Below are 18,906 nucleotides of genomic sequence, written 5' to 3' on the forward strand. Positions count from 1 at the left end.
TTGAATCAGCAGTTCATGCGTCGATCAAGGAAGAGTTTTTCAACAAAATAAGCCCATTGAGGAGGATGCTGCGCCAAGAAGCAAGGTCCAGTTGGGCTCGAAGCAGTCATTCGCCGCGCCAGGCATGAGTGACTGCTCTGCGGGACAAACCCGTCATTCGGTACAACGCACCTGATGACCGTAGCACCACCTCAACCGGACATTCGTCTCAAACGTAAGCTCACTGTTGCACCCTAGGCCATTCGTTCGGGCCCCTGCGCCGCATGGCTCCATTGCCGGGGCGACTGGCCGTACATCCGTTTGAACTCCCGGCTGAACTGAGACGAGCTTTGATAGCCTACGTCCCATGCCGCCTCCGATACGGTCTTTCCTTCGGCAATCTTCATGGCGGCGTTGTTCAGCCGCATAGATTTCACGAACTGTATTGGAGACATTGTCGTGGCTTCTTTGAAACGCCGATGGAAGACCGCCCGGCTCATGCCGACGTGGTCGGCCATATCGTCGATGGTGACCTGTTCATTCAAGTGGTTTGTGACGTAGTCGATGGTGCGCGCGATTTCGTTGCCGACGCCAAACGCGCGTCTTGCGACAGCCCCGGCCTCGCCCATGATGTTTCGCTGGGCGACACCTTGAAAGTCAACTCTGCAATCGGTGTGTCTGTTCAGCCACTTGGTTTTCTATTCGGTATCCCCTTGCAGAGCGGACATACCCACTCAGCCGTTCCATCAATTGGGCGTCCCTTGCTCTTTAAATCCCGCTGAGAAACAACCTGCTGATCGCGACAAAATGGACATGTTGCAAGCGCAAAGAAATCTGGAATATGCGTAACTTTCTTAGGAACAGGATTGCAAACCATCACTAACTCCGTTTGAGAAAAGATGTGTTATCTAAAATCTTGACGACAAGGTTACGGATGTCTTCACAATCTTAGCATAGATCGACGACTCAAGTATTTCCGTCACAAATGTTCTGCTTTGGGCTCAAAGCAGTCATCTGACGACCTCTAGAAATCACAAGGCGGTTCAGCCGTGCCGAGCGTCCGGTGTGCGGGACAAAACTGCCATTGCCACGTTGGATCAGATTAAAAAGTTTACAGTGCCGATCTCTAATCAGAACAGATGCCCATACGTGCGAATTGCATGCTGCCTGTTCTGCAGTTCAAGTTTGGCGTAGATTTTACTTGTGTGGTTTCGAACGGTTTTTTCACTCATTTGGAGACTGTTAGCAATTTCTTTACTGCTCATTGCCTGACAGATAAGTCTCAGCACGTCCTGCTCGCGCTTTGTCAAATCGTTAAAGTCCGTCGTTTGACCGGAAGATGTAAATTCAAGCAAGCTCTTGGAAAAAGCGCGCCAGGCAGGTTCATCGCGTTGAATAATGTGATTTTTTCCCTCTAAAGCAGACATTGTCGCTTCGGGAATTTTCTGAGCGAGACGTTGCCCTTCTTCAAACGGAATAACCTGATCGTTCCTTGAATGGATCACCAGTGTTGGAACTGAAACCTCTGGCAATAGACTTTCAACATTAACGTCAGCGCGCGCCATAAGCAGGTCGGCCCCTGTCTCAGGCAAAACGGTCTTTTGGCAAAGTTCTGTAAACCAAGAGCGTTGTTCGGGCGGCGCACCAGGAAGAAATCTTGATGTAAATACATCTTGAAACGCAGGGTTGTCATTCTCCCAACCCAGGCGAAATACATCGATAACAGTCTTGTAGTTTTTGGCGGCAACCGATCCGCGGTGGTTGCTGCCCCTTGCATAGCCTCCAACGAGTACCATCCCGGCGACTCTACCGGGATACCTCAGCGAATACGCGATAGAAGTCGCAGCGCCCTGAGAAATACCCAGAAGATAAATTGGTTCGTCTATTTCAGCGGCGTCGATTACAGCTTCGAGATCATCAACCCAGTAATCAATACCCAGATTCTCAACTCGTTTGTCAGATAATCCGCAGCCTCGCTCATCATATCGAACAAGGGTGAATTGACTTTCTAGCAATTCGATCCAGTGAGACCAAATTGGACTGTCTAGATCATAACTGAGATGTGTGAGCCAGTTAGCCGCCTTTACCATTGGTAGGCCGTTTCCGGATTTGCTCCACGCCAGCGACGTGCCATCGCTTGAAGAAGTGTATCTAACGGTTCGCATGTCTTTTTTTAGTCAATTTGGGGCAAATGTCCCATCAATTTTCCGTCGGTTTGAGTCTAGCCGGGACATGTGTCCGATAGGTTGAAGGCCAGATGAGTGACACCATTGTGAAACTCAGATTGGAGGTCATCACATGAATAAGCAATTTGACGCTTCACTACACGCATCGCCGTGCTGGTCCCAAATTTCGCCTGCTCCCTGCGTAGGGCTACATTGTTCCGGCGCTGACGGAAGCCAGTGGCGCACTCTGTTTGCCCGGATGAGCGAAGAAACCAAAACAATAGCGCCCGACCTAATAGGAACCCTGTCTAGGGGTCATAAAATCCCGGACGGATCGTTTACATTGGAAAACGAAGCTGCTTCGATTATCACTGAGATTGAGAAGCTTGGCAGGCCCGCTCATTTGATTGGACACTCCTATGGAGGAGCGCTGGCTTTGCATATCGCCAGAGCTCGACCCGACCTTGTTCGATCACTTTGTCTCTATGAACCAACTTTGTTCAGCCTACTGAAAGCCGGAGAGGTGACTGACGGTTTATTGTATTCCGAGATTGTTAGCCTCACAGACGCAATACAAACCGGCATAGAAGAGGGATGCGGAGAGTTCAGTGCACAGGTTTTTACCGATTTTTGGGGAGGACTTGGCGCTTGGCAGGCCCTAAGTCGTGAACGCAGATGCGCAATGATTGATTGGGTTCACAAAGCCCCGAGCGATTTCGATGCGCTTCTGAATGAACCTGATCCAGAAAACATTTTTCTTGAGGGCATTCCCTCTACGATCATGTTCGGATCGCAGACTCATGCGCACACGAAGCGCATCGCAGAAATTCTGGCAACCCAAGGTAAGCTTGTTGAGCTAAAGGTTCTGAAAGGTGCCGGCCATTTGGGTCCCTTTACCTTCAAGGAAAGTTTCGAGATGGAGGTGCTGTCGCATATTAGAACTGTTGACCGCCGCTACATGGCTTCAATGGACATCAAGCCGATCAGTAGATCATGAGCCGGGGACACTGGGACTCTAGGACAAACGACCGACCGCTAAGGGCTCGGTGCGGCCGTTCATAACAACATGTCTGTATGTAAGCTTTGCGGATAAAACTGACGCCCTCCAACTGAGGAACACACATTTGCTTACGATCCATCTTATGGTTCGTGTCACACTCAGGATCTACGGTCTAATCCGAATTTGGCTTCTGCTTCAATCAAGCCGACTTGCGGAGAATCCGTTGCCAAGATCGAGCTAAGCGCCGGAATTTGCTTTTTAGTTTCGACATGTGTTTGTCTTTCCACAGGACGCAAACGATCGTAAATCATGTGGAAAAAATATGTGTAAATCGAATAGGTTAACGTCAAGCCCAGATTGAATGCTAATGCGGCTGACAGTGTATGCCCGCCGATCCACATGAGTAGCGGACAAGTTATCAAAATCGCTGTAACTTCATGCAGTGTGGCGTGTAAAACTCTAAGTCTGTGTGGGCGTTTGCAGGCCAGTCGGTTGGTGAAATGTCTATCAATCACGTCAAAGAAGGTATTAAAGATCGGCGACCAGACCATTACTGCTATAGATAATACGGCAATTGTTGCAAACCCATGTACCATTGATGACCCGGCCAGTTGGGCATAAATGGGGGCAACAAAAAAAATACCTACTAACTCAAAACTTGAAGTCTGAATGACGCGTTCTTTAAATGACCTAAGTGTAATTTTTCTGCTCCAATACAGTAGTTCTTGCCACATCAAAAAAGGCATCTGCTCACTCAGGAAAATGACCCATCCGGATGCAGAGTACGTTTCCCGAGCAGCCTGCTTTCGCCGCTTCAATGATTATAATTGGCCAGTGAAGATGATTTAGCTGTGAAGTTAGTCACACTGGACAAGTTTAACGAAAAACTGGACATCTGCTCTCAACAATACGGTTTGCTGTAGTGCGGTTTTGTTTGACCATCAATTCGCGAACTTCCTAAACAAGTTCGCTTTTAACGTCTGCTTTGGGCTGATATTGTTGAAAAACTCACAATTGGTGTAAACTCGAGTCAGAATTTGGCCCGACAAGGCCGACGGGAATTTTCAGCTGAGGGGTCGGCCAAAAACTGACACTGGCCACCAGTGGGCACCGAAACGCCCGTCATCGGTATCAGAAGTGGACTTTTCGGATTGACTGCCAGTTCGCAGACTATCAGGGCCTCCCAGATTTATAAGTTTTTCAACACAATCGGCTCGTAGCGGCCATTCGCCGCGTCCTAGCTGAATGACTATTATGGGCTCGAAGCAGACATCTAACGATTTCAGTCAGATGACTAATTACTGTGACGACGCAAAAAGTCCTATCCCCCATCTGCAGTCAAAATTCTATAGACAGAGGCACGGCTGATGCCTGCCTTCTTTGCTGCTTCAGACGGCCCCACTCCAGATTGAATGAGTTTTAGTACTTGATCGGTTTTGGCGCGTGCGGTCGGTTTTCGGCCTTTGTATTTACCTGCAGCTTTTGCTTTCGCGATCCCTTCCCGCTGTCGCTCAAGCATTATTTCACGCTCAAATTCGGCTATACCCCCCAAGACGGTCAACATTAACTTTCCCGTGGGCGTTCCAGTATCAATCCCCAATCCGAGTATCCGAAGTTCGGCCCTCTTGTCTGACAAAGTTCCGAATATCTCCAGCAAGTGTGGAACAGAGCGGGCAAGTCGATCTAATCTTGTGACGACCAGCGTATCGCCTTCGCGTATAAACTCTAAAGCGTCCGCCAATCGCTGTCTGGCTTTGACATCGACAGAAGAAACCTGTTCCTCGAAGACCTTCTCACATCCTGCTTCAGTTAACTCTTGAATTTGAGCATTCAGTCCAGCTTTTTGGTCTACTGTCGATGTTCTTGCGTATCCGATTAGCATCTGACTACCTGTTTCAATAGAGTTTAAAACATGGTGATACATACTGTGTCATAATTCAACACAAACCCTAATGATACAAACCAATACCAAATTACGGATGTTTCACTAGGCCAAGCCCTACTGGAAACTCCTTTGTTCGAAGAGAAAGCGGACATTCGTGACCAGCACGCCTAGCGACTGCTTCGAGCCCAACTTGTACCTTGGGATTTTCTCGCTGCGCGCGCTCGTAGCAGCAAAATCGCCGCGACTGCATCTTGTTCGGCGCCGCTGCGCGGCGTGAAAACCAGCCATTCAAGCGTGCTGCAGCGAGATCTGAAACCCGAATTTACATGTCGTGGACAAATCCGCCGTTAGCTACAACAAACTCCAATGACCGCTTTCGGCGTTCAATAATACTACCAAGGTGTGTTCGCTTGTGTTGGCGGTAAAACACACTGTACGTACGTGGACCTGTCTCCAGCCATGGCTCGTAAGGGTACATCTTAAAACTGCCATCCCGCATCCGTTAAGGCTGAAATCACCTCTTCTGATAAATCTGGACTGGAATAAAACACAGCTAGTACCAGATCTGGCCTGAACTCTGGCCAGGACTGTTTAAGTTGTCTTAGAGTTGCCTTTGCCTCTTCGAATTCACCCAAACTCTGATAGGAAGCCGCCAAATAAACCTGTCTGACGTCAGCGCCAATGGGACAGTTTATGTCGATTTGATAAGAGAGGGTTTCTGGCTCATACCCTCGGCACAGGCCAAACGAACTTTACGATACAAATCCACGGTGAAGATCCTCCCACCCTCCCTCCGTCAAAAGAAAGGGCAAAGATGGACGACTTTTACGCCGCCGGCAGCAGGATCATCCCGCCGCTACCGTGGTCGACTTTCTCACCGCCGTTCTCACCAGGAACTCAGCGTTGGTCGCTTCTTCGATTGCGCGCTCGCGGCGATCATCGACGAATACTTAACAACCCACCTGTTGAGAGTAGCGTGGTCCACCCGCACGCCGCGTTCGGCCATGATCTCTTCCAAATCACGGTACGACACTGTGTACCGCAAATAGAAATATACAGCGTAAAGAACTGCATCCTTGGGAAAGTGGCAGCCTTTCAGAGAGATCATACTTAAAACCTGTTCGAAAACTATTCGACAGGAAGAGACTGCGAAACCTGAGTGCTCGTCAATCTCAGTTCAAAATTTGCGACACAACCGATGAACGTCCGGAAAGGGCCGTCTCCGAAATCCAGCGGCAATGGAGAAGGGGCCAATACCGCCCCGCGGCAAGGAATGATGCATGAATAAACAACTACTGTGGCCAGTTCGCACTGGAATGGCCTCGATAGCCCAGACACGAACTTCATTCATTAACTTTTGGCTTCCAATTGGCTTGTTTCATAGCGTCGCCAAGTTCCACCCCGTATTCTGGATTCGCAAATAGTCTTTGAAACAAAATATCCACCCTACTGTCAGGCCATTCACGCGAGAGTTTATCTGACATAGCTTGAGCTTCACTTTCGTTCCCCAGCATCTGATGAGCCGCCATCAGATAGGCGACAGAAACAGGGCCGACTGGGCCACCCTTTTGGGTCACCTGCTCAAAGGCGGAAACGGCACCTTCGAAATCCTTCAGATGGAACTTTGCAGACCCCATCGCGTTCTGAAACACATAACCTCGGTCCAAATCTATTTTCGACAGTGCGTCTTCGCTGATCGCCACGACTTTTTCGAACTCACCTGAGTACAACAGGATCAATGACACGAACTCCAGCACGTGCACGTCGTTTGGTGCCAACCGCTGCGCCCTGTACGAGAACTCCATAGCTTCAGGCCAATTACCCTTGGTAAATTCGACCCAGGCCTTTGCAGATTGGCTCCACCCCATTTCGGGTGCCAATTCAATCGCCCGGCTGGCCTGTGTGTCCGCGTAACGCAGCAAGTCGCCGGTTGGATCAGCGTCCGGTGTAACCAGCACTATCGTTGCTGCAACCTGCGCGGCTCCTGCATGGCCTCCGAAATAGCTGTCGTCGTTTTCGATTGCCCCCTTGAATATCGTCAGGGCTCCGTTCAGTCGCGCGGGCTCCAAGGCCGGAAAGATCAAATCGCGGCCCGAATTGGCCAGGTTCACGGCCTGAAGCCGCATGGGGGATGCATCAAATATCGCGCTGCGCTCATCTTGGCTCAGGCTATCGACTGGCAGGCTGACTGGAACCCCACGATTTGTCGACATTAACGCAATTGCCACAGCAACACAGATTATAAGGAAAACCCCTGCAATCCCAATGAACGGGCGCGGCCAGGTGTAAGTCTTGGTTTCCGTCTCAGGTATTTCGGGCTGATCCGTCCCGGGCGATTTAATCGATATCTCAGGTGCGTACCCGCCTTTTGGCAGATCGAAAACAGTGACTTCATCGCGGCCATCTTCGACATAATATTCGGCCAGCTTGCGACGCAGGCGACCGGCGTCCACCCGCACCACATTTTCTCTTCGCGCCATCTCGGACATGGTCGCGCCGTAGACATCCATGGCGATTGTTTTGGCACGGATGTCATCGGCTCGACCGCTGATTGATTCCTCGACGACGTAGATAAGAAAGTCCTGCAGTCGCTGTGATCCAGCGAATGTCTGGGATCCGACAAGTCGCTGAAGCGCGACCCGCACATCTTTGGCGTCAGGCGTTCTACCACCACTAATACTAGTCGATGTGCTTTTGGATAATTCCATTTTTTCAGCAAGTTACATCTCTGATTATACCGTATTATGCCCCGAAAAACCTTTTGTGAGAAGTGAATTCGGCCAACAATTCGGGGAATATGTTGATTAGTCGAACGAGCGTCGAATTTGAAAGGTTACGTGCTTGATACCCTGTTTCCGAACCACCAAGCCGCAATTGCAGACTTACGGCGCGCGGACACGGTGTTCGATGAGATTTGCCGGGACTACCAGCTTCTCAGCGACGAGTATCTCTCCATGAATGATGAGCCGGCAAGCCAATCGTACCAGTTTGCCTGCGATATCCGCGAAACCCTGGATGGTCTTCGGGATGAAATCGCCCAGTCACTGCGGCGCGCAGGTAAGATGTAATTCGAAAATGGGGAAGGGATACCGATGAGATCAATATTTAAACATGCCTCGGCCATGGTGCTGATGGCTGGCGCGAGCTTTGCTCAGGATGCGCCCATCATTCATGACGGAGAGTTCCAGTTTCTCCGCGCACAATTTGGCGATCAATGGGATGCTCAGGATACGGAAATCGACGCAAAGCTTGCAGAAATCCGTGACGCCAATGACGGCAAGCCCCCTAATATTCTCTACATTCTGATCGACGATGTCAGCTTCGGTCAGATGGGCAACCGGACGATGAACTATGTCACCGGTTTCGATACGCCCAACATCAACGATTTTGCCACCGAAGGCATGTCCTTGATGAGGATGTATACCGAGCCATCCTGCACGCCAACACGAACAGCGATGTTGACAGGTCGTCATCCGGCGCGCGCGGGCGTGGAAGAGGTCAAGGTTGCGCTGGTCGGTGAAGGTCTTGCGGCCGAAGAAGTCACGATTGCCGAAATCCTGAAGGAGGAAGGGTACAACACCGCGCATGTCGGGAAATGGCATCAGGGCGATATTGAACAATCCTATCCGCACAATCAGGGGTTTGACTGGGCGGCCTTTCCTTTGCACCAGCAAGTTCAACTGAGTCTGATGATACGGGACGCAATGGTCGCCAACAACATGCTTGGCTACCATGCGTCGGGTCAGTCCAACCAGTTTCAGTTGGATCAACGGTTCAAACCCTACGGTCTGGTAACTGGCGTTGAAGGTGAAGCTGGTGGTCTTGCCCGCGAAGTCGATATGGCACCGGGCGAGGAATGGACGCAGGCGAAATACGAAGAAATGAACCTGCGCTATCAGCGTCAGGCATTGGAACAGCTGGAGAAGCTGGCTTCGCAGGACGATCCGTTCTTCATGCAGTACTGGCCGCTCTATCCGCTAAACTTTGCCTATCCTGATGAGGCCGTTTCCCGCAACGGCGGCTTCCATGCCGACAAGTTGCAGATCCTGGACGGTTGGATCGGCGAGGTGCTGGCCAAGCTGGATGAAACCGGAAAGGCAGACAACACCATCGTCATGATCATGGCCGACAATGGCCTGATGTATCATTATGAGGGGACTTCCGGCCTGAACCAGCTGATTTACCGCGGCGGCAAGACGCAGCATCTTGAAGGTGGTGTGCGTACCGATGCCTTCATCCGGTGGCCCGGCGCTATCGAGCCCGGCAGCGCGGCGGGTGACATTGTGCATGTCTCAGACCTGTTCACCACCTTTGCCCGGATCGCAGGTGCAACCGACCGCATTCCGCGCGACCGTGTAATTGACGGTATCGACCAGACCGCGCTGCTGCTTGAAGGCGAAGGCAACTCGCGCCGCGACTATGTTTACGTATATGAAGGACCGATCTTGCGCTCAGTAGTCAAGCAGGAGTTCAAAATGCACCTGCCTGCCCCCGGCCAACCCGGCGCAGCGGCTCCCGTGTTCAATGTCTACCGCGACCCACGCGAGGAACATCCCCTTATCGGGTACTCCCTATGGTCCGGGGCGTCTTTTCAGGACATGGTCAAGCGCCATCAGAAAACCATTGCCAAACACCCGCATCTGCCACTCGGAAAGGGTGTTCCTTATGAAGGAATCGAGAACCTTCGCCCTGAAAGCGAACTAACCAGGGAAGTCTTTTCTAGCTGGCAATAACGAACTTGGGACGGTGGTGGCAAAGCCACCATCTCATCAATCGCACGAGAACTTTTCAGGTACATGATGGCCAGCCATTTTTTCATTCATTCTATCCTGACGTCCGCGTTGCTGATAGCGGGTAGCGCTGCCGGGGCAGAGGAAAACGCGTCAAACCCATTGGCTGCGGTCAACAACACGGACATTCGCTATCAGTATTTTGATCTGGAGGGCGGCGCAGACCGTCAGGATGCATTCATTGATGGCGCATACATGCTGCGACCTGATCTGAAATTGAAATATGAGCTCCATTACAATTCGACGAATGCGACCGGGGAGAGGTTCAACGGGTTTGAAAAGACCAGCTTCAAGCTGATCTATTTCCCGTCACAAAAACCCCTGAATGACACTTGGGCCGTCAAATCCGCGCTCGGGCTGGAGTGGATCCTTGATTTTGGCGACCCCGAGGAAGGTATAGGCACCGGGTCGGATCAGATCGCCCCGTTTGGTGGCTTTGCCTTTGCAAACACAAACACTGGCATGACGCTGATCCCTTTGGTCCAGCATTTCGCATCGTATAATGGGTCGACCGATGTCAGCCAAACTGCAATGCGCCTGATTGCGCTTCAGCCGTTCGGTGATGGGTATTGGGCCAAAGCAGATATCAAAGCGCCATATGATTGGGAAAACGACGCCTGGCCTGCAACCGTTGAGCTTCAGATTGGCAAAAATCTCAGCCCCGGTATTGCCCTCTATGCAGATGTGTTGATCGGGATCGGCGCTGATCGCCCTTATGACCAAGGCATCGGGATCGGCCTCAGATTCAACTACTAAGTTTCATGAACCCCAAGGACAAAGCTATGTCTCACCTCTCACTACTCGGCGCAATCACGCTTGCGACCGGCCTTCTTACGCTGCCGACACTTGCCGGTGCTCAATCACTGCCCGCGCCGGATCAGGACGAAACCGGCTGGCGTCATGGTGCAGCGTTCTATCTGTTCACACCCCTAAGAACCACAGGGACATCGACCGTGGCTGGACAATCCGCTGACTTGGATCTGGATCTCGGTGACGTGCTGGACGTGCTCGATTTCGCAGCGGCCGGACGGTATGAGGCATGGAATGGGGATTTTGGAATAATCGTCGACGCGAACTATGTTGGCATCGAACAAGATACCTCGCTGCCTGGCCCTTTGGGTTCCGATCTCAATGTCGACGTGCGCCAAAAATGGTTTGGTATTCTGGGTGCTTACCGCATTGTAGACTCTGTTTACGGAGCCGATGATCAGCGCTATACGATCGATCTTCAGGGGGGCGTTAGATACAACTCTATTCGTCAGGAGATCGGTATAACCACACCGGGCCCGGGAAATCCACCTGTTTTAGGTGGCGATCAGGATTGGATCGAACCTGTAATCGGCGCGCGCGGTATGTGGCGCCTAAATGAGCAGTGGACCGGAATTGCTTCTTTGGAGCTTGGCGGTTTTGGCGCCGGTGGGAATGACCTTCAGGTCGGTGTGAATATCGGATTCGATTACCAACCCTGGGAGAAAACGGCACTCACATTTGGATACCGCTACTTCAGCGTCGACTATAGCGATACGCTGAGTTCCGGAGAATTCGCCTATGACGTCGAACAGCACGGGCCATACTTTGGCATCAAGTATTTCTTCTAAGGGCGGGTATGAAACTAGACGACTGTGAAAGAAACTCGTTTTGAATCTGGTGCTGGGAAAAGGAGTTCACTAGGGATGTGTCGCAAACGGATGTGTCGCAAACATTTGGAAAGGCCAAAGTCAGCGACTTACTGGATACACCTATCCTGCGATCTCGGCGAATAGCTGAAAGCCGGAAGTCTTATCGCTTGAGAATTGCCGCTTCCGGATCATGTTGGCGACTTCGATACCGTCCAAAGTAGCTGATGCGGATCTGAACGATTTGAACCCGCACATGTGCCGTATGCGACGCTTGATAAACCGATGATCTTGTTCGATCAGGTTATTCAGATACTTGGACCTGACCGTTTGGATTTTGGCTAGGCAGCCGAACCGCTTCAGGATCCTGTTCACCTCTCGAATGCCCGCCGCGTTGGCGCCGCTTTTGTCGATGACGATCTTGCTCGGGATTCCATTCGTCGATAGCGCTTTGCCAAAGAACCTTGCTGCTGCTGGACGGTTCCTGCGCTCAGACAGCATGAAATCAAGAGTATTCCCAGCTTTGTCGACGGCCCGATAGAGGTACACCCAATTGCCGCGAACACGAATATAGGTCTCGTCCATGCGCCATGAACTCAGTGTTGGACGCTTCTTTGACTGCGCACGAGCAGCGACGATCGGCGAGTATTTCACAACCCACCTATTCAATGTGGCATGATCAACTCGCACACCGCGCTCAGCCATGATCTCTTCCAAGTCACGATAGGACACCGTGTACCGCAGATAGAAGTAAACAGCGTACAAAACTGCATCCTTAGGGAAATGACAGCCCTTTAACGAGATTATGCTCAAATAACCTGTTCGAAAATTAATCGACTAGTACAAAAAACTCAGATCACCCAGGCTCGTCAACTATACCTCAGAGTTTGCGACACATCCCAGTTTCTCCGCTCTCAAAATTGGGCTGTCTTTGCGCGGCCAACGAACAACCCCGGGTCTTAGGACCCGGGTTCTTTTGTTTGCGTTTTGGGGTGGTGGTAAATATTGGCTTTGGAAGTTCGTAATCAGCACGAAGAAGGTAGTTCAGTTACGCAAGGTGGGCGGATTACGGACTTTCTCTGCAGGCGCGAAACGACCAAGGTGCCTCGTTGGAAGCGGACATCCACATTCGCCCGAAACTGGGAAATTCTCTGCAACGCCGCATGACGGCTCCGAGCCCGAACTTGCCATCGGACGGTGGGTTGCGAGCGTCGGCTGTGAGAATGCGAAATGTCAAAAAGGGAGTTCCTATTGCTTTCAGCCTTATAAATTGAACCTCAGCCGCAGACCGAAAATCAAAGGGCCATCGTCAGTGAAGCCGGGGTTGTTCAAATACTGAACATCAGCCGTAAGCGCGAGGTTGTCGGAAATATCCAGACGGTAAAATGCTTCGACCGTGGTCTGTGTATCGAGAGTTGGATCGGTTGGACCGGCGACTGTCACACCAAACCCGAACAAGTCGTCATACAATCCGGGGCGCCACATGACACCGGCATTGACGGCACGTTTCGCAATCGATGCATCGCCATCTGACCAACCAAGACGACCGAACAGCATGAGACTCTCGTCTAGGGTTACATTCCCCGAAAGTATTGCTCCGTGACCGCCGGGGACGCCTGCGTCTTCTCTGTCGTCCACATGGAAAACTCCCAAATGGACGTTTGTGAGGAATCGCTGGTCTCTTGCGGGCGTCCAGCCGATCTCACCGTAAGTGAAAAACTCCGAGCCACCTGGAAACCATTCCACATCAGTGAGCGACCCATTTGCATCGCTGACCACGCCAAGCGCGTAAATCTGGTCGGTAATGTATCCGCCGCCTGCAATTCCAAAACCTGGGTCGGGAATGGGAAGCACAGGACTAAAGAGGATCGAAAAATTCGAAAAGGTCGTGCGGGGATTCACATAGCCAAGGATATCGGAATAGTCGCCGGGATCGATGCGACCTGCAACGAAGCCTCCGTTGATGCCGGACAGCGCCTGCGACCAATAAGCAACCGACAGCGTTGAATCTGTGTCGCTGAAGGTCGTTGCCGTGACACCGAGATATCCGATTTCGCCCGCGAGACTGCCCGGCGCGATATCCGTGCCCAAACGATGACGGTTTTCGAGGATGAAGACAAAACTGCCTGCATTGTCGGTCCCACGATTCAGCAATTCCCAATTGCCAATGATCCGCGCCTGCCCCGAAGCGGCCTCGTCGGTGCCACTCAGGCTGTCTGAAGACTTCTGGTAGAGCGCTTGGTAGTCGAAGGACAAATTCAACCCAGTGCGTTTGGCGAAAGCCTCGCGCGACTGTTCGAAGGGATCGAAAAACCGATCCAGCCCCGGCAATCTGGAATTCTCGAGACGCCGGAGCCTGTCCTGCTCTAATTGCGCCTGAGCCGACGCTGGCCCCCCAAGCGAAGCGGTGGCAGCCGCCTCCAACTGCCGTAACGTGCTGTTTTCTTGGGCTGACGCGTCCGAAGCGATGGCCGCAACCCCAGCGCAGATGCTCATGGCCTGTTTCAACCACGCCATTGCAACTGTCACATAGAGGTTTAAGCGCATGGTGTTGGTCCTGATATGACTGACGCTACTTCAAATCATCCTGCGCCTTGATCTCGGGCACGCGGGACAACGCTTGGGCCATGTCCGCGCTGCTCATCAATTCGATCAACTCGTAGTCATCGAGCAGTCCATCCCCAAGACGGCTGACGTAAAACGCCTGAATGAAGGTGGGATCGTCAGGTAGCGAAACAGTGATGTAGTTTTTTCCGTTTCCGAGGCCCCAGTAGTAGCTCAAAAGCTCCCCGCCAAGCGCTTCGATGCTGCCTTTGACCGAAGCTGCACGATCGCCCGGATTTGCGATCTGCATTTCCCAAGCGGCGCTATTGGATGTGCCAATGAACAGAAACGTACGCATTTTTTGGGTATCTTCCGCAGTGGCCAACGTGCCGTATCCCGCCAGAAGGGCACCTAGGATAAGATGTTTCATTGTACGTCCCTTCAATGCTGAGCCTGCGGCAAGACGATGCAGGCTATTGTTTGGATGCTCGCGCCAAAAAAATGGCGCGATCCGGCGCAGGCATAGGCAGAATACAAAAAACCTCTGCTTATCACTCCAGCGTGTTCTTGTAGATCACGCCGTCTTTCATGATCATTCGAATGCTTGGGACATCCTGCCCGCGCGGCGGCGCATCAAACCATGTGTCCACCGCGCCGATGGCCGAGATGTCTTCAAGTGGGTTCCCGTCTACGATCAGAATGTCGGCGTAGGCGCCTTCTTCGATCACACCAAGCTTGCCTTCAGGGTAAGGGTTTCCTCGTCCGGTCAGAGCCGCCAATTCGCCACCATTCGAGGTCATCATCTGCAATGCCCAGAGGTTGCCAAACTCACGCGCGACAAACGCCTTCGTAAAATCCATTGACTGGCGATAAGGGACACCCGTGAGAAGCACGTAATCGGAATCGAACACCATCTTAGGCTTGTATTTTTTCACAAGATCCATGAGCTGCTTGCTGTTTTCCCGCAACCACAGAAACTTCGCCGTCGGCGGGAAAGTCGGGTCCTGATGCATCGGGTGTTCCAGAGCTTCGGGCGCAAGCGCAGTCAGGTTGGGTGAAAAGAACGCCTCTTTTTCGACCAGCTTCTGCATCGTCGGTTCGGTAATAGTCAGGCCGTGGTCTACCACTTTGACACCAAGATCGAGCGCACGAGACAGGTCGCTATCCATAAATACGTGCATAGCGACGTATGAGTCCATATCGCCTGCAACCTCTACTGCAGCAGAAATCTCTTCGTTTGTGAAAGCAGACTGATATATCGGGTCCTTGATCGATGTCACGCCACCGCTGACCATAATCTTGAGATAGTTTGCCCCTAAAGCAAAATTCCTCCTCGCACCCTTAAGCACCTCGGCGGGCCCGTCCACCAATCTGGTGATCTCCAGTCGCTCAAGATTGCTCTCGTTCTTGCGTTGACCAGCGATACCCCAGTCGCCGTGTCCGCCCGTTTGGCTAAGGCATGCGCCGGAGGAATAAATTCTTGGGCCGGGAAGTGATCCTTCATCAATAACCGCTCTCAGCCCACCATGAGCGCCGCACATATCGCGAACAGTTGTAAAGCCCATCGCCAACATTTCCTGCGCGAATGCGGCAGCACGTGCGCCAATTTCTTCCCATGTGGTGTCCTGAAGCCCCGGGATAGTCCCGTTCTTGTACATGTTCACATGCACGTGGCTGTCGATAAGCCCTGGCATGAGCGTACGACCGCCTCCGTCAATGACGGTCACATCCACTTCTTTGGTCTCAATGCCGCGTTCCGTTTGAACGGTGAAGGAGTAGCCGTCGATGCCGCCGACTGGATCGGGCAACCGCTTGGATCCCCCAGTGCGCACATCGACTTCCCACTTCCCGCCCTCAGGAATGTCAGCGTCAATCTTGTGAATTTTGTTTTTGACCACGAGAACGTCGACGTTCTTGAGTCCGTCACTCACTCCATCAAAAACCATCACATTCTTGAAGAGTGTAACAGGAGGGATGTCACCGGTGGCCTCCTGTGCAAAAGCCGCGCTTGTGGTGAGAGCGACTGCGCTCGCCATCATTGTAGATTTGCCGAGGTATTTCATGGGCTTCCCTTCCCTTCCGCTATCGGGGTGCGCGGGGTGCCGAGGTGAATTCGCCCCGTGCGACACTCAATCGAGTGTATTCTTGTAGATCACGCCGTCTTTCATGATGATTTTCAGATTGGCGTCCGGCTCGGCCAACAGAAGGATGTCCTCCAGCGGGTTGCCATCGACGAGTAGAAGATCTGCATAGGCACCTTCCTCGACCACGCCGAGGGGGCCGTCTTGATACGGGTTGTTCAAGCCGGTCAGTTGGTTCATGCGGGCGCCGTTCGACGTAGCGATGCGCAGAATGTCATATGCGCTGAAACCCGCTTCGTGCAGATACCCGATTTCGTCGTTCATCTTCTTGTCTTGCTCAAGCGTCTGATCCCAGTTGTTCACAAGGTCTGTGCCCAGTGTGTAGAGATCGATCATGCCCGGCGTCGTCTGGATTACTTCGATCATATTGGCTGCAGCATCGCGCACGCTTTTCCATTTTACAAAGGACGCTGGCGTGTAAAAGGCTTCCGCTTGTTCGGTGGTCACCGAGTAGACCGGGGCCACCGCCGTCGCGAACATGATCTGCTTTTCGACCATAATCTCGGCAGCCTCCTTGGTCAGGAACGGGATGTGTTCAATCGTCTTGGCGCCATTGTCGATGCAGTTGCGGATCGCCTCTTCGGTGAACACATGGCAGGTGACATAGGTGCCCCATTGCGCGGTCGTCTTGACCGCCATCTGGATCTCGTCAGCCTGATACTGAAGTGAGTGCAGCGGATCAAACTCTGACGTAACCCCGCCGCTGACCATGATCTTGATCTGGGTTGCCCCGCGACGCAGGTTTTCACGCACCGCCATTCGGATTTGCTCAGGTCCGTCGGCGATAAAGCTCATGTCCGTCTCGACCCAATGCGAAGGACCCTGTCCGGAGAGTGTCGGATGCCGGTCGTTCAGTTTGCGGAAATCGGCATGACCGGATGTCTGAGTGATAAACGCTTCCGAGGAATAGATACGCGGGCCGGGAAACATTCCGGTGTCAATGATGCGGGCGATGGATTTGGCCGGACCACCAAGGTCGCGCACGGTTGTGAATCCGTTCATCAGGATGCGTTCGGACCGGATCGTGGCGACGCCGCCAAGGTGAAAGGGAGTGATGTTCTGGCGTAACCCGTCGCTGAGCGGATTGAATACCGTAAGATGCACGTGCTGGTCATGCATGCCTGGCATTAGAGTTCGCCCACCGCCGTCGATGATTTGCGCATTGGCCACAGCCAATGGTTCGGTCGAGATCTCGGCAATTAGATTGTCGATCACCAAAACATTGGCATTCTCGATCCGCTCCTCATTGACACCGTCAAAGACATGCACATTGGTGAAGAGGATTGGAAAACTCTCCTCCTGAGCAAACGAATTTGTTGCGACCGCCGAAAGAACAGTGGCGACCATTAAGCTTTTAAACATTCTATATTTTCCTTGAAGATGCGCTGCGCTACGCGATTCTATTTTGGCGTATTGCGCCCAACCTGTCATTGGCTTTATGGTTGATGTTTCAAAAAAATTGATCCAAAGTGCTAATTTGAAGTCCGAAACTTCGACTTGAAAATCTGATCTGCACATGAAGCTCCCCACTGTTGAATGCTCGATGGCGCAACCCTTTGTGTCCGTTGCCCTCAGCCATGGCCTCGAAGTCGAACGCTTTCTTGAGCCATCTGGCCTAAGTTTAAAGGACGTGCAGCGCGGCGAAGCGTTCATGGCAGGGCAGCATTGGTACGATCTTGCCGACAATCTCGCTCATGCATTAAAAAACCAGCATCTGGGGTTTGAGATTGGGGCGAATGCCGCTCTGAAGACATTGCCCAACCTGTCGATCCTTGAAACTGAAAATGCGACGCTGGGTGAACTTTTGATATCGCTTGTAGTGGACGTCGGCCGGATTTCGTCCATGGCGAACTACAATCTCGAGACTGATGGCCGTGTCGGCAGTTTGGTTGCAAAACGGACATTCACGCCATCTTCTCCACCCGGCCAAGCCGACGGCTATTATCTGGGTTTCATGGTCCGATTGGTTCGATCCGTCTGCGATCCCGACTGGGACTCCAAAAAACTACGCTTCTGGGTTTGCCAACCTGATTGCATACCCGATTGGCAGAAAAAGGAGATTTCGGTACGCAGGACCAATCGCTTGGGCGCTCGAATCGAATTCCCGGCGAACTGGTTGCTACTTCGATACGGAGGTGGGCAAAGCCAAAACCTCCCGGAAAACTTCACAGGCGGCGATGATTTTCTTCAGCAAACCCGCGATCTGCTGGAACTGCATCTCGACAAGCAACCTGCCACTCTGAACGGTTTTGCTGAGTTGTTTTCGCAAAACCCCGGGCGTTTGAAACGCACCTTCCGAGCCAATGGTACAAGCTTCAAAGTAGAACTGGAAAAATGTCGGGCGAAGCGAGCCAAGACTTTGCTTGCAAGCAGCCAACTTTCGATAAAGGAAATTGGTGAAAGTGTTGGGCTTCTGGACCAACCGACATTTCACAGGAGCTTTAAACGATGGACCGGGATGACCCCGGGCGAGTTCAGAAATCGCAGTCGAAATGCGACGCCGCCTGATTGATGCCCGGAGGATCACCTCTTTGCAATTCGGAGGAGAAGATGCAATTCGCATTTTGTCGCGGGCGTTAGGTCGATCAGGATATCCGGCGTTTTTCCGTGGGACTTCAACGCCGCGTACAGCGCAAAGACTCTGCCTCAACGCCTCAACGGCCTTCTCATGGGCGATTCTTAGATGGACCGGGATGTCCCCAGCAGCCTTCAAACGATCGGTCCGGTAAGCTTAGCACTCTAAGGAATGCCGCTTCTGGAAAGCGGACGTTCGCCAAATGGCGGCT

At 52.2% G+C, this 18,906-nt stretch carries 16 protein-coding genes and 1 pseudogene; 6 read left to right on the forward strand and 11 right to left on the reverse strand.

Annotated elements, in window-relative coordinates:
- Positions 1–233: 233 nt before the first annotated feature.
- Together GOV87_RS19180 and GOV87_RS19185 are read right to left on the reverse strand one after the other, a co-directional pair.
- Positions 234–608, reverse strand: coding sequence for a helix-turn-helix transcriptional regulator (locus GOV87_RS19180; RefSeq protein WP_254447422.1), 375 nt, complete (start codon positions 606–608; stop codon positions 234–236).
- 501 nt (positions 609–1,109) lie between these two features.
- Entirely contained in the window at positions 1,110–2,069 is a 960-nt protein-coding gene (locus GOV87_RS19185) for an alpha/beta fold hydrolase (RefSeq protein ID WP_171212843.1), read from the reverse strand.
- A gap of 208 nt (positions 2,070–2,277) precedes the next feature.
- Between GOV87_RS19185 and GOV87_RS19190 the strand changes: the two genes are divergently transcribed.
- A complete protein-coding gene (locus tag GOV87_RS19190) occupies positions 2,278–3,141 on the forward strand; it encodes an alpha/beta fold hydrolase (RefSeq protein ID WP_171212844.1) in 864 nt (287 codons plus the stop codon).
- A gap of 161 nt (positions 3,142–3,302) precedes the next feature.
- Here the strand turns inward: GOV87_RS19190 and GOV87_RS19195 are convergent, their stop codons facing one another.
- The 4 genes and pseudogenes from GOV87_RS19195 to GOV87_RS19210 all read right to left on the reverse strand — a co-directional run bounded on the left by GOV87_RS19195 (position 3,303) and on the right by GOV87_RS19210 (position 7,737).
- Positions 3,303–3,890, reverse strand: a complete 588-nt coding sequence (locus GOV87_RS19195; RefSeq protein WP_083829017.1) for a PACE efflux transporter — start codon at positions 3,888–3,890, stop codon at positions 3,303–3,305.
- Between the two features lie 575 nt (positions 3,891–4,465).
- Positions 4,466–5,026 carry a recombinase family protein gene (locus GOV87_RS19200; protein WP_171212872.1) on the reverse strand — a complete coding sequence of 187 codons (561 nt, stop codon included), beginning with the start codon at positions 5,024–5,026 and terminating at the stop codon, positions 4,466–4,468.
- Between the two features lie 892 nt (positions 5,027–5,918).
- Positions 5,919–6,137: pseudogene (locus tag GOV87_RS19205) on the reverse strand (IS6 family transposase); the annotation flags it as partial.
- Between the two features lie 235 nt (positions 6,138–6,372).
- Positions 6,373–7,737, reverse strand: coding sequence for a tetratricopeptide repeat protein (locus tag GOV87_RS19210; protein ID WP_171212845.1), 1,365 nt, complete (start codon positions 7,735–7,737; stop codon positions 6,373–6,375).
- A 129-nt stretch (positions 7,738–7,866) separates the two neighbouring features.
- On the opposite strand from GOV87_RS19210, the gene GOV87_RS19215 reads away from it, so the two are divergent.
- The 4 genes from GOV87_RS19215 (at position 7,867) to GOV87_RS19230 (ending at position 11,417) form a co-directional block, all read left to right on the forward strand.
- Positions 7,867–8,097: a hypothetical protein gene (locus tag GOV87_RS19215; RefSeq protein ID WP_171212846.1), complete on the forward strand. Its 231-nt coding sequence runs from the start codon at positions 7,867–7,869 to the stop codon at positions 8,095–8,097.
- A 24-nt stretch (positions 8,098–8,121) separates the two neighbouring features.
- Positions 8,122–9,762, forward strand: a complete 1,641-nt coding sequence (locus GOV87_RS19220; RefSeq protein ID WP_171212847.1) for a sulfatase-like hydrolase/transferase — start codon at positions 8,122–8,124, stop codon at positions 9,760–9,762.
- A 63-nt stretch (positions 9,763–9,825) separates the two neighbouring features.
- Entirely contained in the window at positions 9,826–10,575 is a 750-nt protein-coding gene (locus GOV87_RS19225; protein ID WP_171212848.1) for a hypothetical protein, read from the forward strand.
- Between the two features lie 26 nt (positions 10,576–10,601).
- On the forward strand, positions 10,602–11,417 hold the full coding sequence (locus tag GOV87_RS19230) for a hypothetical protein (RefSeq protein ID WP_171212849.1): 816 nt from the start codon (positions 10,602–10,604) through the stop codon (positions 11,415–11,417).
- 141 nt (positions 11,418–11,558) lie between these two features.
- On the opposite strand, the gene GOV87_RS19235 is transcribed toward GOV87_RS19230, so the two are convergent.
- The 5 genes from GOV87_RS19235 to GOV87_RS19255 all read right to left on the reverse strand — a co-directional run bounded on the left by GOV87_RS19235 (position 11,559) and on the right by GOV87_RS19255 (position 17,482).
- A complete protein-coding gene (locus tag GOV87_RS19235; protein ID WP_171212873.1) occupies positions 11,559–12,242 on the reverse strand; it encodes an IS6 family transposase in 684 nt (227 codons plus the stop codon).
- 456 nt (positions 12,243–12,698) lie between these two features.
- Entirely contained in the window at positions 12,699–13,982 is a 1,284-nt protein-coding gene (locus GOV87_RS19240) for a carbohydrate porin (RefSeq protein ID WP_171212850.1), read from the reverse strand.
- A 25-nt stretch (positions 13,983–14,007) separates the two neighbouring features.
- Positions 14,008–14,409: a hypothetical protein gene (locus tag GOV87_RS19245; protein ID WP_171212851.1), complete on the reverse strand. Its 402-nt coding sequence runs from the start codon at positions 14,407–14,409 to the stop codon at positions 14,008–14,010.
- A gap of 121 nt (positions 14,410–14,530) precedes the next feature.
- Positions 14,531–16,042, reverse strand: a complete 1,512-nt coding sequence (locus GOV87_RS19250) for an amidohydrolase family protein (protein WP_171212852.1) — start codon at positions 16,040–16,042, stop codon at positions 14,531–14,533.
- A 66-nt stretch (positions 16,043–16,108) separates the two neighbouring features.
- Positions 16,109–17,482 (reverse strand): amidohydrolase family protein, encoded by a 1,374-nt coding sequence (locus tag GOV87_RS19255; protein ID WP_171212853.1) that lies wholly within the window; start codon positions 17,480–17,482, stop codon positions 16,109–16,111.
- Between the two features lie 196 nt (positions 17,483–17,678).
- On the opposite strand from GOV87_RS19255, the gene GOV87_RS19260 reads away from it, so the two are divergent.
- Positions 17,679–18,632 (forward strand): AraC family transcriptional regulator, encoded by a 954-nt coding sequence (locus tag GOV87_RS19260; protein ID WP_170577040.1) that lies wholly within the window; start codon positions 17,679–17,681, stop codon positions 18,630–18,632.
- The last annotated feature ends 274 nt before the right edge of the window (positions 18,633–18,906 follow it).

Source organism: Ruegeria sp. HKCCA5426 (assembly GCF_013034585.1).
Lineage (GTDB): Bacteria > Pseudomonadota > Alphaproteobacteria > Rhodobacterales > Rhodobacteraceae > Ruegeria.

Bases quoted from the DNA above. Each gene is read 5' to 3' on its own strand.
- GOV87_RS19245 (WP_171212851.1), bottom strand. From the start codon at position 14,409: ATGAAACATCTTATCCTAGGTGCCCTTCTGGCGGGATACGGCACGTTG.
- GOV87_RS19190 (WP_171212844.1), top strand. From the start codon at position 2,278: ATGAATAAGCAATTTGACGCTTCACTACACGCATCGCCGTGCTGGTCC.
- GOV87_RS19220 (WP_171212847.1), top strand. From the start codon at position 8,122: ATGAGATCAATATTTAAACATGCCTCGGCCATGGTGCTGATGGCTGGC.
- GOV87_RS19195 (WP_083829017.1), bottom strand. From the start codon at position 3,890: ATGCCTTTTTTGATGTGGCAAGAACTACTGTATTGGAGCAGAAAAATT.
- GOV87_RS19180 (WP_254447422.1), bottom strand. From the start codon at position 608: ATGGGCGAGGCCGGGGCTGTCGCAAGACGCGCGTTTGGCGTCGGCAAC.
- GOV87_RS19250 (WP_171212852.1), bottom strand. From the start codon at position 16,042: ATGAAATACCTCGGCAAATCTACAATGATGGCGAGCGCAGTCGCTCTC.
- GOV87_RS19200 (WP_171212872.1), bottom strand. From the start codon at position 5,026: ATGCTAATCGGATACGCAAGAACATCGACAGTAGACCAAAAAGCTGGA.
- GOV87_RS19225 (WP_171212848.1), top strand. From the start codon at position 9,826: ATGATGGCCAGCCATTTTTTCATTCATTCTATCCTGACGTCCGCGTTG.
- GOV87_RS19255 (WP_171212853.1), bottom strand. From the start codon at position 17,482: ATGTTTAAAAGCTTAATGGTCGCCACTGTTCTTTCGGCGGTCGCAACA.
- GOV87_RS19210 (WP_171212845.1), bottom strand. From the start codon at position 7,737: ATGGAATTATCCAAAAGCACATCGACTAGTATTAGTGGTGGTAGAACG.
- GOV87_RS19230 (WP_171212849.1), top strand. From the start codon at position 10,602: ATGTCTCACCTCTCACTACTCGGCGCAATCACGCTTGCGACCGGCCTT.
- GOV87_RS19185 (WP_171212843.1), bottom strand. From the start codon at position 2,069: ATGGTAAAGGCGGCTAACTGGCTCACACATCTCAGTTATGATCTAGAC.
- GOV87_RS19240 (WP_171212850.1), bottom strand. From the start codon at position 13,982: ATGCGCTTAAACCTCTATGTGACAGTTGCAATGGCGTGGTTGAAACAG.